General features: G+C 64.0%; 16 protein-coding genes. 5 read left to right on the top strand and 11 right to left on the bottom strand.

From position 1 onward, the window contains the following. Positions 1-26: 26 nt before the first annotated feature. Positions 27-284, top strand: a complete 258-nt coding sequence (locus tag IVB45_RS09390) for a hypothetical protein (RefSeq protein WP_247356938.1) — start codon at positions 27-29, stop codon at positions 282-284. Positions 285-379: 95 nt separating this feature from the next. Beyond that, complete coding sequence (locus IVB45_RS09385; protein ID WP_247356939.1) at positions 380-628, top strand: hypothetical protein; 249 nt, start codon at positions 380-382, stop codon at positions 626-628. Positions 629-726: 98 nt separating this feature from the next. Here IVB45_RS09385 and IVB45_RS09380 read toward each other — a convergent pair whose 3' ends face one another. Together IVB45_RS09380 and IVB45_RS09375 are read right to left on the bottom strand one after the other, a co-directional pair. After that, entirely contained in the window at positions 727-936 is a 210-nt protein-coding gene (locus IVB45_RS09380; protein WP_247356940.1) for a hypothetical protein, read from the bottom strand. Positions 937-954: 18 nt separating this feature from the next. After that, on the bottom strand, positions 955-1,176 hold the full coding sequence (locus IVB45_RS09375; protein WP_247357252.1) for a hypothetical protein: 222 nt from the start codon (positions 1,174-1,176) through the stop codon (positions 955-957). Positions 1,177-1,291: 115 nt separating this feature from the next. On the opposite strand from IVB45_RS09375, the gene IVB45_RS09370 reads away from it, so the two are divergent. Both IVB45_RS09370 and IVB45_RS09365 read left to right on the top strand, forming a co-directional pair. Continuing rightward, complete coding sequence (locus IVB45_RS09370; protein ID WP_027568672.1) at positions 1,292-1,504, top strand: DUF3072 domain-containing protein; 213 nt, start codon at positions 1,292-1,294, stop codon at positions 1,502-1,504. Positions 1,505-1,590: 86 nt separating this feature from the next. Then, positions 1,591-1,908 (top strand): DUF6496 domain-containing protein, encoded by a 318-nt coding sequence (locus IVB45_RS09365; RefSeq protein ID WP_027568671.1) that lies wholly within the window; start codon positions 1,591-1,593, stop codon positions 1,906-1,908. Between the two features lie 6 nt (positions 1,909-1,914). On the opposite strand, the gene IVB45_RS09360 is transcribed toward IVB45_RS09365, so the two are convergent. Both IVB45_RS09360 and IVB45_RS09355 read right to left on the bottom strand, forming a co-directional pair. After that, positions 1,915-2,277 (bottom strand): hypothetical protein, encoded by a 363-nt coding sequence (locus IVB45_RS09360; protein WP_027568670.1) that lies wholly within the window; start codon positions 2,275-2,277, stop codon positions 1,915-1,917. A gap of 273 nt (positions 2,278-2,550) precedes the next feature. Next, positions 2,551-4,089, bottom strand: coding sequence for a Do family serine endopeptidase (locus IVB45_RS09355; protein WP_247356942.1), 1,539 nt, complete (start codon positions 4,087-4,089; stop codon positions 2,551-2,553). A gap of 209 nt (positions 4,090-4,298) precedes the next feature. Here IVB45_RS09355 and IVB45_RS09350 point away from each other — a divergent pair, with 209 nt between their 5' ends. Continuing rightward, a complete protein-coding gene (locus tag IVB45_RS09350; protein WP_247357253.1) occupies positions 4,299-5,135 on the top strand; it encodes a universal stress protein in 837 nt (278 codons plus the stop codon). A gap of 115 nt (positions 5,136-5,250) precedes the next feature. On the opposite strand, the gene IVB45_RS09345 is transcribed toward IVB45_RS09350, so the two are convergent. From IVB45_RS09345 to tkt, 7 genes are all read right to left on the bottom strand, one after another. Beyond that, entirely contained in the window at positions 5,251-5,463 is a 213-nt protein-coding gene (locus IVB45_RS09345) for a hypothetical protein (RefSeq protein WP_063993392.1), read from the bottom strand. A 198-nt stretch (positions 5,464-5,661) separates the two neighbouring features. Beyond that, complete coding sequence (gene rpe / locus IVB45_RS09340) at positions 5,662-6,399, bottom strand: ribulose-phosphate 3-epimerase (protein WP_247356944.1); 738 nt, start codon at positions 6,397-6,399, stop codon at positions 5,662-5,664. Continuing rightward, entirely contained in the window at positions 6,396-7,331 is a 936-nt protein-coding gene (gene cbbX, locus IVB45_RS09335) for a CbbX protein (RefSeq protein WP_247356945.1), read from the bottom strand. The genes rpe and cbbX overlap by 4 nt, the downstream gene beginning before the upstream one ends. Before the next feature lie 98 nt (positions 7,332-7,429). Further along, positions 7,430-7,837, bottom strand: coding sequence for a ribulose bisphosphate carboxylase small subunit (locus IVB45_RS09330; RefSeq protein WP_247356946.1), 408 nt, complete (start codon positions 7,835-7,837; stop codon positions 7,430-7,432). An 11-nt stretch (positions 7,838-7,848) separates the two neighbouring features. After that, positions 7,849-9,309, bottom strand: a complete 1,461-nt coding sequence (locus tag IVB45_RS09325; RefSeq protein WP_247356948.1) for a form I ribulose bisphosphate carboxylase large subunit — start codon at positions 9,307-9,309, stop codon at positions 7,849-7,851. Positions 9,310-9,340: 31 nt separating this feature from the next. Next, a complete protein-coding gene (gene fba / locus IVB45_RS09320) occupies positions 9,341-10,426 on the bottom strand; it encodes a class II fructose-bisphosphate aldolase (RefSeq protein ID WP_247356949.1) in 1,086 nt (361 codons plus the stop codon). A gap of 14 nt (positions 10,427-10,440) precedes the next feature. Further along, positions 10,441-12,462, bottom strand: coding sequence for a transketolase (gene tkt / locus IVB45_RS09315; RefSeq protein WP_247356951.1), 2,022 nt, complete (start codon positions 12,460-12,462; stop codon positions 10,441-10,443). Between the last annotated feature and the right edge of the window lie 16 nt (positions 12,463-12,478).

The following is a 12,478-nucleotide window of genomic DNA, read 5'->3' as shown; positions in this document are numbered from 1 at the left end:
TGCTTGCGAGATCGGGATAGAGTTCCATGCGCGCGAAAAAGTCGTCGGACCTGATCTCTCCGAGCGGGCTCGTCAAACTGATGACGCACGCCATGATGGGCGCAGCCCTCGGGCTCGCTTTCAGCCTCTTGCTCGTGCTGTCCAATCCAGCCGTCGCCAATTTGCTGAGTCACGGCGGAAGCCAGGCCCTCGTGGTTTTCGCCCTCACATTGGTGACGACGTTCGCGATCGGGGCGACACTCACCGGCCTCGTATTCATCCTCGCAGAAGACAAGCAATCTTGAAGGACGCGAGATTTACCGGAACTTCTTTGTTCGGAACTCCTGCGACGAATGGCAGTTGGCTGCCTGCGTCAATTCAACTCAGGGAGTTCCCGCACATGAAGACCACCAAGCTCGCTCTTGCCGTGATGTTGGCCACCGGCCTCGCCGCCGCACCGTTCGCCGTGCAGGCCAAGTCGCACAAGGCAAAACACGGATCCTCGATGTCATCGTCGCAAACCACCACAGGCGCCAACGCCAAGTCCTCCAAGGGTGCTGATCCCTCCGGTCAGGGCGGCTCCGGTCCCGGCTCCGATCAGGGCGGCACCATGACGAACAACAAGGGCGGCATGAGCAACACCAAGTAGGTTTTGTTCGTCCAACTCGTAGAGGCCCCGCGATCGCGGGGCCTTTTTGCTTATGGTGCTCGAACAAACTTTTTCTCGGGCCGCGTTGCGCGCAGCCTTCAGCTACGATGGCTTCTCAGGATAACAGGATGAACGCCTGCAGGATCTGACTTCACCAGATGGTCGAGTCGTGCACGCTTGCGCGCGATCAAGAGCTGGGCCGCGGCGTCATCAAGCCCCTCGCGTTGCAGCTGCCGGATGGCAGAGCCCAGTTCGAGAATCTCGGCGCGCAGCTTTAGAATCCGGTACGCATCCGGGTCTTCCTCCACCGTGCGCTCCCAAAGCTCTCAGCGGCGCGCGATCACGCGCAGAGGACTACCTGATGTCTTCGCGGAACGAAGGCTCATCCTGTCGCGGACATTCGGCAGGACATCGCCGCCACCTGCAGCCTTCCATTCGCCGATCAGCAGATTGATTTTCCGGCGCAGATCCATCTGCGCCAGAGCCTTCTCTGTGCAGTCCCGATCGCGCTCGACGAGTTCGCGTACGGCCGCCTCGACATCGGCCATTTCCAGCCTCAAAGCGCTGATTTTACGTCGAATTTCATTAATTCTGTTGTCCATGACTTGTTAGAACAAAATAAGAACATATAGTCAAGTCACGATTTCAGAAGGGAGAAGCGACATGCAGGTTCAGGGTAAATACGACGCCAAGACTCTTCTCACCGCCAAGACTTTCCTCACCGAGCAGATGACGCGGGCGCAGGGCCTCCGGCTGAAACGGCTGAGCGAAGAGGCGTATCAGCCCGCGCAATATGCGCGGGATCTGTCCTCCAGCGAGGCAGCACGGCGCATTCAGGTGCTGGAAGCCGAGATCGAGCTGGCGGATTCGTTCTAGACTAAGCCGCGTATCCGGGACGTGCATGCGCGCTTTCGGAACCATGCCTGTCTCGGATTGTTTTCCCAGGCCAAGGGAGAACATGCATGGCACGCAAGGCAAAGAAGCGCCGCTACTCGCGCAGCTCCGGCAGCGACGTCGAAGGCGAGATGAAGCGCTACAAGAAAGGTACCGCGAAAAGCGGACCGGGCGGTCGAGGCGGACGCGTGAAGAGCCGCAAGCAGGCAATCGCGATCGGCCTGTCGAAAGCGCGCAAGAAGGGCAAGAAGGTCCCGAAGAAAGCCGCGAAGCGAAAGACGTCCAAGAAGACGTCAAAGAAGACATCTCGGAAAACATCCAAGAAGACTTCGAGAAAGACTTCGAAGAAGACGTCGAAGCGCAAATCCTCCAAACGGTCGCGCTGACCTCCGTCAGATCATGCTGCCCGGCATGAAGCAGCGGATCGAAACGCCGAACGCGGTCTTCACCGGCCACACCATGGTGCGGCCGGCCCGGTTCGGCTCGGTGATCACGGCTTCGTCCGGGACGTCGACCCACTCGCCGTCGAGCCGCACGCGATAATGTCCATTGTGCGAGTCCCAATCGGGATCGGCGACGGCAAACCCATCCGCATCTGAGCAGCACGGACCGAGATGGCTGCGCAGACCGTCGAACCATGGCTTGAGGGGAGAGTCCGCGTAGCGGCCGTCGTCACGGCCGAGAGCGATTCCGCCCCACAGCACGAATGGCGCCACGAGCAGCGCAGTCCTCAGCGAGAGCTTCAATCGATCCATGTCGGCACCGATCAAATACGAATTGCCGACCGGTCCAGCTCAGCGGCGGCAAGTTCGAAGTTCCACGCTTGCAATCGTCCCGGCGGCTTCATTGCCGCCGAGTCCCTACCTGACCCGGAATTGTGATGAGCGAACACGGCTTTTTCGGACGAACCGGGTCATCCTCACTGCCGTTAACGAGAATGTTATCGGCGGACATCCGGAATCCTAAAGGCGAACAGGAAAGGCGGCCCGTGGGCCGCCTTTTTGGAGTTGCGCCGATCGACGTTCGCCTTATGCGAGCGGCAACGCGACGAAACGGGTCGCCTGCGCGCTTCTGACCTGCAGCAGCACGCTACGCTTGCCGGACGATTTCGCCTGCGCCAGCTCCGAACGGACATCGCCGATATTGGCGACAGCCTTGCCGCCCACATTGAGGATGACGTCGCCGGTTTGGATACCGCGTTGCGCGGCCGGCCCTTGCGGATCGACTTCAGTGACGACGACGCCCTTCTGGCCGGCGCCCTGCACGTCGCCAGCCGGAGCCAGACTGAGCCCGAGACGCGGCGGCATGCCGGCATCCGGCTGCGACTTGCCCTCGTCGGCTCTGGCCTGCCGCTCGTTCGGCAACTCGCCGAGCGCCAGTGTCACCGTCTTGCTGTCGCCCTTGTGGACGACGTCGAGCTTCACAGACGTGCCCGGCGCCAGGGTGGCGATGGTGCGGGCGAGATCGCGGGAATCCTTGATCGCGGTGCCATTGACGGCGGTGATGACGTCGCCAGCCTCGATGCCCGCTTTCGCCGCCGGGCTGCCGTCCTGCGGATTGTCGACGATCGCGCCGCGCGCCTCCTTGAGGCCGAGGCTGTCGGCGATATCCGATGTCACCGGCTGCACCTGCACGCCGAGCCAGCCGCGAGTGACCGCGCCCTTGTCCTTCAACTGTGCGACGACGAGCTTTGCAGTCGAGGCCGGAATGTCGAAGCCGATGCCGACAGAGCCACCGGAGGGCGAGAAGATCGCGGTGTTCACGCCGATCACGTTGCCGTTCATGTCGAAGGCCGGGCCGCCGGAATTGCCCTTGTTGATCGGCGCGTCGATCTGGATGAAGTCGTCATAGGGACCGTTGCCGATGTCGCGGCCGCTGGCCGAGACGATGCCGGCGGTCACGGTGCCGCCGAGGCCGAAGGGATTGCCGACCGCGACGACCCAGTCGCCGATACGCGGCTTCTGGTCCGAGAATTTGACGAACGGAAAATCCTTCTTACCCTCGACCTTGATCAGCGCGAGATCGGTCTTCGGATCGGTGCCGACCACTTTCGCGCTGTAGATCGTGCCGTCGTCCATCGTCACTTGCACCGACTCGGCGTGATCGACGACGTGGTTGTTGGTCACGGCATAGCCGTCGGCGGAGATGAAGAAGCCGGAGCCCTCACCCGTGATCATCTGGCGGTGCTGGCGCGGCATGCCCTCCATTCCACCCGGGCCGCGGAAGCCGAATTGCCGCGAGAACTGGTCGAACGGCGTCGCCTCGTCCGAATCCATCCGGTTCTGTTGCAGCATCGCGCTCTTGTCGTTGTCCTGGTCGATCCTGACCCGCACCGAGATGACGGCGGGTTTGACCTTGCTGACGAGGTCGCCGAAGCCCGGCGGTGTCGCGGTGGGCTCCGCGGCCTGGGCGGGCGCGACGAAGGAGTTCGCGCTGAACGGCGAAGAGCCGGGTGCAGTCGCCAGCACGGCCACGCCAAGCGCGGCCACGGTGCCGAGCAGCGCGAGCCGGCGCGGCCTCAGGACCTTGCGAGACGTTGTGGTGTCGGAATTGACGTGATCGCTCATGTCGATATGTCCATGTTGGGTAAGTCGCCTTGCACCCAACATGGCGGTCGCCACCTTACGGCGTCCCGTCCGCGCGGTTAAATCTTGGCAAAGTAGCCGGGGCCGGCGAAGGTCCAAAACTCGAGGCTGCACGTTTGATGCAGCTCAACGCGGCCCCTGCGCACCGTGAAAGACTGCCGCCACCGGATGATGTCCGTCGGAGGCGCGTCATGTACAAAGACATTCTCGTCCACATCCCCACCGAGCGCCCGGTGCGCCCGGTGATCGATGGCTCGATCTCGCTCGCGGCGGGCCTCAACGCCCATCTCGATGCAGTCGCGGTTGGCTATGTGGCAACCAGCGCGGCCTATATCATGGAGGGCGGCGCCGCGGTGGCGGCGGTGTTCGAGATGGAGCGCGAAAGCGCAGTGGCGCGGGCCGAGGCGGCGCTCGCGGTATTCAAGAACGAAGCGATGAACGCCGGCATTTCCTACACATGCCACCCGCTCGGGACGATGCCGGGGGATGCGGTCGGCTTGCTCGGCGAGATGGCGCGGCTGCACGATCTCAGCATCGTGCTCCAGCCGGACCCGGCGCAAGCCTCACTCGACAACGATGTGCCCCGCGAGATCCTGTTCCAGGCGGGCGGCCCGGTGCTTTTCCTGCCCTACACTTTCCATGGAGCGTTCAAGGCGAAACGGATCGGCATCTGCTGGGACGGCAGCCGCCTCGCCGCGCGCGCCATGCGCGACGCCGCACCATTCCTGGCCCGCGCCGAGGAAATCGTGATTATTGCGATCAACGAAACAGACATGGTTCCCGACGAGGTCTCGACGCGCAATCTGGCAAGGCACCTCGGCCGGCGCGGACTGTCGACCCGCACCGTCAACCTGTCGGCCGCGCGCTCTGACATTCAGCCGACCATGCTGTCGCTTGCAGCCGATGAGCGCCTCGATCTTCTGGTCATGGGCGGCTACGGCCATTCGCGATTGCAGGAACGGTTCCTCGGCGGCGTCACCCGCGCCATGTTGGAAGCCATGACCGTCCCGACGCTGATGTCGCATTAATCGAGGGTTGATCCAGGACGGGCCGGTCGCAAGCCTCGTCGTTCGGGCTGATAACCGCGTCCTTGAGCGGTGCCGGCCTCGGCAAGTTCAGGTCATGTTCGAACAAGTTGGACCGTCACGCCGCGGCGGGCCTCTCCCACGCCGTGGCCTCTACGCCGTCCTCGTCGTGTGGCGCATTGCACGCGTCGAAATGGGCCTTGAGTTCGACTTCGGCGAGATATTCGAAATGTTCGGCCTGGCCGAGCAGTTCCCAGCTCTGGAGCGGCCGGTAGGCGGCCTGCTGACGACAGAGGGACGCCAGCGCGCGGTAGCGACGTACGTTATCCATGAGACCCTCCCTCGCATTCACACAGAGCTTATTGCCCTTATTTGCGTCAGGGCGATGGCGGTTGTGCAAAAGATTTGCTGCGCCCGCCGCGCGCTAGACGCGCTTGATTCTAGGCAAACGCGCATTTAGGCGAAAGTTCCAACCAGCGCGGACTCAGCGCTTCGGAACCTCACCGCGGGCCAATGTGTACCAGGTAGTCTACCGGATGAGCGCGGGCTCACCGGCTCGGATCGTCTGCGCCGAACTATGTTGCAGCTTCGGAACCCTGCCGGCTTCCGCAGCGGCGCGGATAGCCGCGATGTTGCCGGCATAGTCCGCGCTGCTCTTGCCGCGAAATACGGCGGAGCCCGCTACAAGCGTATCGGCGCCCGCAGCGGCCACGGCAGCAGCATTGTCGCGCGTGATGCCGCCGTCAACCTCGAGCCGGATCGGCCGGTCGCCGATCATGCTTCGGATGCGCGCGATCTTCTCGAGCTGGGACTCGAGGAAGGACTGGCCGCCAAAACCCGGATTGACCGTCATCACCAGGACGAGATCGAGACGATCGAGCACATACTCGATCGCGCTTTCGGGAGTGGCGGGACACAGGCTGACGCCGGCTTTCTTGCCGAGCGCGCGGATGGCCTGAAGCGAGCGATCGAGGTGCGGACCCGCTTCGGCATGCACCGTAATGAGATCCGCGCCGGCCTTCGCGAACGCCTCGAGATAGGGATCGGTCGGCGCGATCATGAGATGCACGTCGAATTTTTTCTTCGTCAGCGGCCGGATCGCCTTGATGACGTCCGCGCCATAACTGATGTTCGGGACGAAATGCCCGTCCATGACATCGCAATGAACCCAGTCGGCGCCCGCCGCGTCGATCGCTGCGATCTCCTCCCCGAGGCGGGCAAAATCCGCAGCCAGGATCGACGGCGCGATGAGGATTTCTCTGGTCATGGCTTCGCACTCCCCTGCGCGTCGGCACCGCCGCTGAAGACGCGGCTCGCCAGGACGTCCATGGGATCGATCGTTTCGAGGTCGGCGATCTCGAGCATGCGATCGAGATCGGACACCAGGCGATCGGCCTGCCGCAGGCGGATGCGGTCGACGGCGTTGCGGATAGATCGCGCATTGGAGAAGAACGGTTGGGTCCGACGCAGCGCAATATATTTCTCGAACGCCTCACGCGCCGCCGCCGAGAGGCGATAGCCGCGTTCCTTCAGCATCAGCTCGGCGATCACGAGCAACTCGGCTTCCGCATAGTCCGGAAAGTCGATGTGGTGGGCGATGCGCGAACGGAAGCCGGGATTGGAGGCGAAGAAGCTCGTCATCCGCTCGCCATAGCCGGCAAGGATCACGACGAGGTCCTCGCGCTGGTTTTCCATCACCTGCAGCAGAATCTCGATCGCCTCCTGGCCGTAGTCGCGCTCGTTGTCCGGCCGATGGAGATAATAGGCCTCGTCGATGAACAGCACGCCGCCCATCGCCTTCTTCAGGATCTCCTTCGTCTTGGGCGCGGTGTGGCCGATATACTGGCCGACGAGATCGTCGCGCGTCACCGAGATCACCTGCCCGCGCCGCACGAAGCCGAGGCCGTGCAGGATCTTTGCCATGCGCAACGCGACGGTCGTCTTACCGGTGCCGGGATTGCCGGTGAACGACATGTGCAGCGTCGGCGGCGACGAAGCCAGTCCCGCACGCTGCCGGATACGTTCGATCAGCAAGAGCGACGCGATCTGGCGCACGCGGTTCTTCACCGGCTTCAATCCGATCAGCTCCTGCTCGAGCTGCTGCAACGTGCCGGTGATTCCAGCCTCTTCGGCCTCCTTGCGGAGATCGAAACTGGTCTTGCCGGGCTCAGTGGTCATTGCGTGGGGAACATCCAGCATCGGCACCTCGAAGAAAAGGGCTTCGCCGCGGGGAAGCGGCGAAGCAGGGGTCCGCCAAGGAAACGGAGCAGGGAGCGCTCCGCGCGGTGGAGAATGACTTAGGTTGGCGCGTGTGCGGGCTGCCGGCGCACGGTGGTGTAGCGGATCGCACGTCCGCCCACCTCCTGCCGCACCAGCTCGAAGTCGGCTTCCTGCGGCGGGCGGTTGACGATGAACGAGATCCGAACCGATTCCCAGCCATGGCTGGAGTCGAAGCCGCTGAGGCGGATGTAGCGGTCGCCATACACTCTGCGGCATTCGGCGAGCTCCATCATCACGCCGGCGGCGTCCTGGAGATCGAACATCGGCAGGCCCCACATCTCCCAATAGGTGTTGCGGGGATGCGGATCGTCGGTGAACTCGATGTTCACCGCCCAGCCGTTGGTCAGGCAATACTGCACTTGCTTGGTGATCTGGTCGTCGGTCAGATCGGGCAGGAACGAGAAGCAGCCTTGGGTCAGCTTCATGTCAAATCTCCTCAAACGGTTTCGAGCGCGGTCGGCACGAAGTCGGGCGTGTCGGTGGATTCATAATTGAAGGAGACGTCCTTCCAAACCTCGAGTGCAGCTTTCAGCGGCGTGCAGGTTTCGGCCGCCCTGGCCAGGATCTCCGGACCTTCGTGGACATAGTCGCGGCCCTCGTTGCGGGCGAGGATCATCGCTTCCAGCGCCACGCGGTTGGCGATCGCGCCGGCCGCGATGCCCATGGGATGGCCGATGGTACCGCCGCCGAACTGCAGCACGACGTCCTCGCCGAGCAGGTCGAGCAGCTGATGCATCTGGCCGGCATGGATGCCGCCGGAGGCGACCGGCATCATCTTGTTCAGGCTCGCCCAGGACTGATCGAAGAACAGCCCGTGTTCGAGCCTGGTCGGGTTGAAGTCCTCGCGGCAAACATCGTAATAGCCGCGCGTGGTGTTGGGATCGCCCTCGAGCTTGCCGACCACCGTGCCGGCATGGATGTGGTCGACGCCGGCAAGCCGCATCCACTTGGCGATGACGCGGAACGACACGCCGTGGCTCTTCTGCCGCGTGTAGGTCGAGTGACCGGCGCGATGCAGATGCAGGATCATGTCGTTGCGCCGCGCCCATTTCGCCATCGACTGGATCGCGGTGTAGCCGATCACGAGGTCGATCATGACGATGCACGATCCGAGCTCCTTCGCGAACTCGGCGCGCTCGTACATGTCCTCCATCGTTCCCGCGGTGATGTTCAGGTAAGTGCCCTTCGCCTCGCCGGAGGCCGCCTGTGCACGGTTCACCGCCTCCATGCAATAGAGGAAGCGGTCGCGCCAGTGCATGAAGGGCTGCGAGTTGATGTTCTCGTCATCCTTGGTGAAGTCGAGCCCGCCCTTCAGCGCCTCGTAGACCACGCGGCCGTAATTGCGGCCCGAGAGGCCGAGCTTCGGCTTGACGGTGGCGCCGAGCAGCGGCCGGCCGAACTTGTCGAGCCGCTCGCGCTCGACCACGATGCCGGTTGCCGGCCCCTGGAACGTCTTCACATAAGCGACCGGGAAGCGCATGTCTTCCAGCCGCAGCGCCTTCAGCGGCTTGAAGCCGAACACGTTGCCGATGATCGAGGCCGAGAGGTTGGCGATCGAACCAGGCTCGAACAGGTCGAGGTCATAGGCGATGTAGGCGAAATACGAGCCCGGCGTGCCCGGCACCGGATCGACGCGATAGCATTTTGCGCGATACTTCTCGGCAGCGGTCAGGCGATCGGTCCACACCACCGTCCAGGTCGCGGTCGAAGATTCGCCGGCGACTGCGGCCGACGCCTCGATCGGGTCGACGCCCTCTTGCGGCGTGACGCGGAACAGCGCGATGACATCGGTGTCCTTTGGCACGTAATCAGGCTCCCAATAGCCCATGCGCTTGTATTCCATCACGCCCGATCGATATCTTTCCTTGCCGCGGACGGTTCCTGCATGTGCATTCATGGCTCTCTCCTGCTCTTCTCTCTCTGAATGATTAGGCCGCGACGGGCTCGCGGGCGTCGATGCTGGGATCGAGTTCTCCGGCGCGGTAGCGCCGCGCCATCTCGCTCAAGGGAACGACCTTGATCCGGCTGGCGTGGCCTGCAGTCCCGAACTGCTCGAAGCGCTCGCGGCAGAGCTCACGCATCGCATCCATCGCGGGCTTGAGGAATTTGCGCGGATCGAACTCGGAGCGCGTTTGCGCGGCGACCTTGCGGAACACCGCGGTCATCGCCAGCCGGCAGTCGGTGTCGATATTGACCTTGCGCACGCCGCTCTTGATGCCGCGGACGATCTCCTCGACCGGCACGCCCCAGGTCTGCGGCATCTCGCCGCCGAACTGATTGAACATGTCCTGGAGCGGCTGCGGCACCGAGGAAGAGCCGTGCATCACGAGATGCGTGTTCGGCAGACGGCGATGAATCTCCTCGACCACCCGCATCGCCAGAATGTCGCCATCCGGCTTGCGGCTGAACTTGTAGGCGCCGTGCGAGGTGCCCATCGCGATCGCGAGCGCATCGACCTTGGTGGCGCGGACGAAGTCGACCGCCTGGTCGGGATCCGTCAGCAACTGATCGTGGCTGATTGTGCCTTCGACGCCGTGACCATCCTCCTGTTCGCCGCCGCCATGCTCGAGCGAGCCGAGCACGCCGAGCTCGCCTTCGACGGAGGCACCGACCCAATGGGCGAGATCGACGACGCGGCTGGTGATCGCAACGTTGTAGCCGTAATCGGCCGCGGTCTTGGCGTCTGCCTTGAGGGAGCCGTCCATCATCACCGAGGTGAAGCCGTGGGCGATCGCGGAGGCGCAGGTCGCTTCGTCGTTGCCATGGTCCTGGTGCATGCAGAGCGGGATGTCCGGATAGGTCCGCTCCAGCGCGTCGATCATGTGCGAGAGCATGAGGTCGCCGGCATAGCTGCGCGCGCCGCGCGAAGCCTGGATGATCACCGGCGCGTCGACCTCGGCCGCCGCCTGCATGATCGCGATGCCCTGCTCCATGTTGTTGATGTTGAATGCCGGCACCGCGTAGCCGTGACTGGCGGCGTGGTCGAGTAGCTGACGAAGGGTGATACGGGCCACGACAATTCCTCCTGTTATTGCTTGCTTGTGCGGGAAATCGCCCGCCGGGCGGCTTCCGCGACGCTTTGCGGCGTGATGCCGAATTCGCGGTAGAGCACTGGCGCGGGCGCCGAGGCACCGAAGCCGCGCATGCCGACGAATTCGCCGTCAGTGCCGATCCATCGATGCCAATCGCCGGCGACTGCCGCCTCGATGCCGATCCGTGGCGCCGTGCCGAGCACGGCAGCGCGGTAGTCCTCCGGCTGCTCCTCGAACAACGCGAAGCAGGGCGCGGAGACTACGGCCGCGCGGACGTGCTCGGTGGCGAGCAGGCGGGCCGCTTCCAGCGCAATAGACACTTCCGAACCCGTTGCGATGAGCGTCACGTCGCGGCCGCCGTCCGGCGAAACGATCAGATAGGCGCCCCGTGCGACGCGGTTTCTACCGCGCACGTCGCTGCGGAAGGTCGGCAGTGCCTGACGGGACAGGCACAGCACGGACGGACGATTTTCAGCTTGGAGCGCGCAGTCCCATGCTTCCAGCGTCTCAACCGCGTCGGCCGGCCGGAAAACAAGCAGGTTCGGAATGACGCGAAGCGCTGCGAGATGCTCGACCGGCTGATGCGTCGGGCCGTCCTCACCGAGGCCGATGGAGTCATGGGTCATCACATGAATGACGCGGATCCGCATCAAGGCCGCAAGGCGGAGCGCCGGCCGGCTGTAATCGGAGAACGCGAGGAAGGTGCCGCCATAGGGAATGAAGCCGCCGTGCAGCGCGAGGCCGTTCATCGCGGCCGCCATGCCGTGCTCGCGGATGCCGTAATGGATGTAATCGCCGGCGAACGCGCCGCGCTTGACCGGGGTCTGCGACTTGGCATGCGTCAGGTTCGAATGCGTGAGGTCCGCCGAGCCACCGACAAATCCGGGAATCGTCCCTGCGATTCCGTCGAGCACCTGTTGCGACGCCTGCCGCGTCGCGAGCTTCGGACGCTCGGTGGCAAAGCGCTCGCGCAACTTCGCCGAGGCCAGGGCATAGGCGTTCGGCAGGGCAACCGACTTACCCTCGACAAACAGATCGCGCTGCTCAGGCGTCGCGCATTCATAGCGATCGAGCCAGGCGAGACGCTCGACCTGCCCGCGCTGCCCGATCATCCGCCATGCTTTCAGGACCGTGACAGGCACCACGAAGGGCTGATAGTCCCAGCCGAGCGCTCGCCGCGCCGCCGCGGTCTGCTCGGTGCCGAGCGGCGCGCCGTGCGCCTTCTCGGTGCCCTGACGATCCGGCGCGCCATAGCCGATGATGGTGCGGCAGGCGATCAGCGACGGTCTTTGGCTCTCACGCTCCCCCGCAATCGCCTGCGCAACTGCTTCGGAATCGTGCCCATCGACACGGCGCACCGACCAGCCTGAGGCGGCGAAGCGCGCGAGCTGGTCGTCGGAGGTCGCAAGCGAGGTCGGCCCGTCAATGGAGATGCCGTTGTCGTCGAACAGCACGATCAGGCGGCCGAGCCCGAGATGGCCGGCGAGCGAAATCGCTTCCTGGCTGATGCCTTCCATCAGGCAGCCGTCGCCGGCGATCACATACGTAAAGTGATCGACGAGGCCATCGCCATGCCGCGCATTGCCCATCCGCTCGGCGAGCGCCATGCCCACCGCGGTCGCAATCCCCTGCCCCAGCGGACCGGTCGTCGTCTCGACGCCCGGCGTATGGCCATATTCCGGATGGCCCGGCGTCTTCGAGCCCCATTGCCTGAAGGCCTTGATGTCATCGAGGCTGACGTCGCCGCCGGTGAGATGGAGCAATGCATAGAGCAGCATCGAGCCGTGGCCTGCCGACAGCACGAAGCGATCACGGTCCGGCCAGTGGGGGTGAGCCGAGTCGAATTTCAGGAATCGCGAGAACAGCACGGTGGCGACATCGGCCATGCCCATGGGCAGTCCGGGGTGGCCGGACTGCGAGGTCTCGATGGCGTCGACCGCGAGGAAGCGCACGGCGTTGGCGAGATCATTGTGTGTGACCGCGGTAAGGTCTGCGTCGGCGTGGACGGAGATGTTCATCGGATCCTCCCCTCGT

This window comes from Bradyrhizobium sp. 4 (assembly GCF_023100905.1).
GTDB lineage: Bacteria > Pseudomonadota > Alphaproteobacteria > Rhizobiales > Xanthobacteraceae > Bradyrhizobium.
The sequence above is the reverse complement of the archived record's forward strand: the minus strand, read 5'-3'. Positions and strand labels throughout refer to the sequence as shown.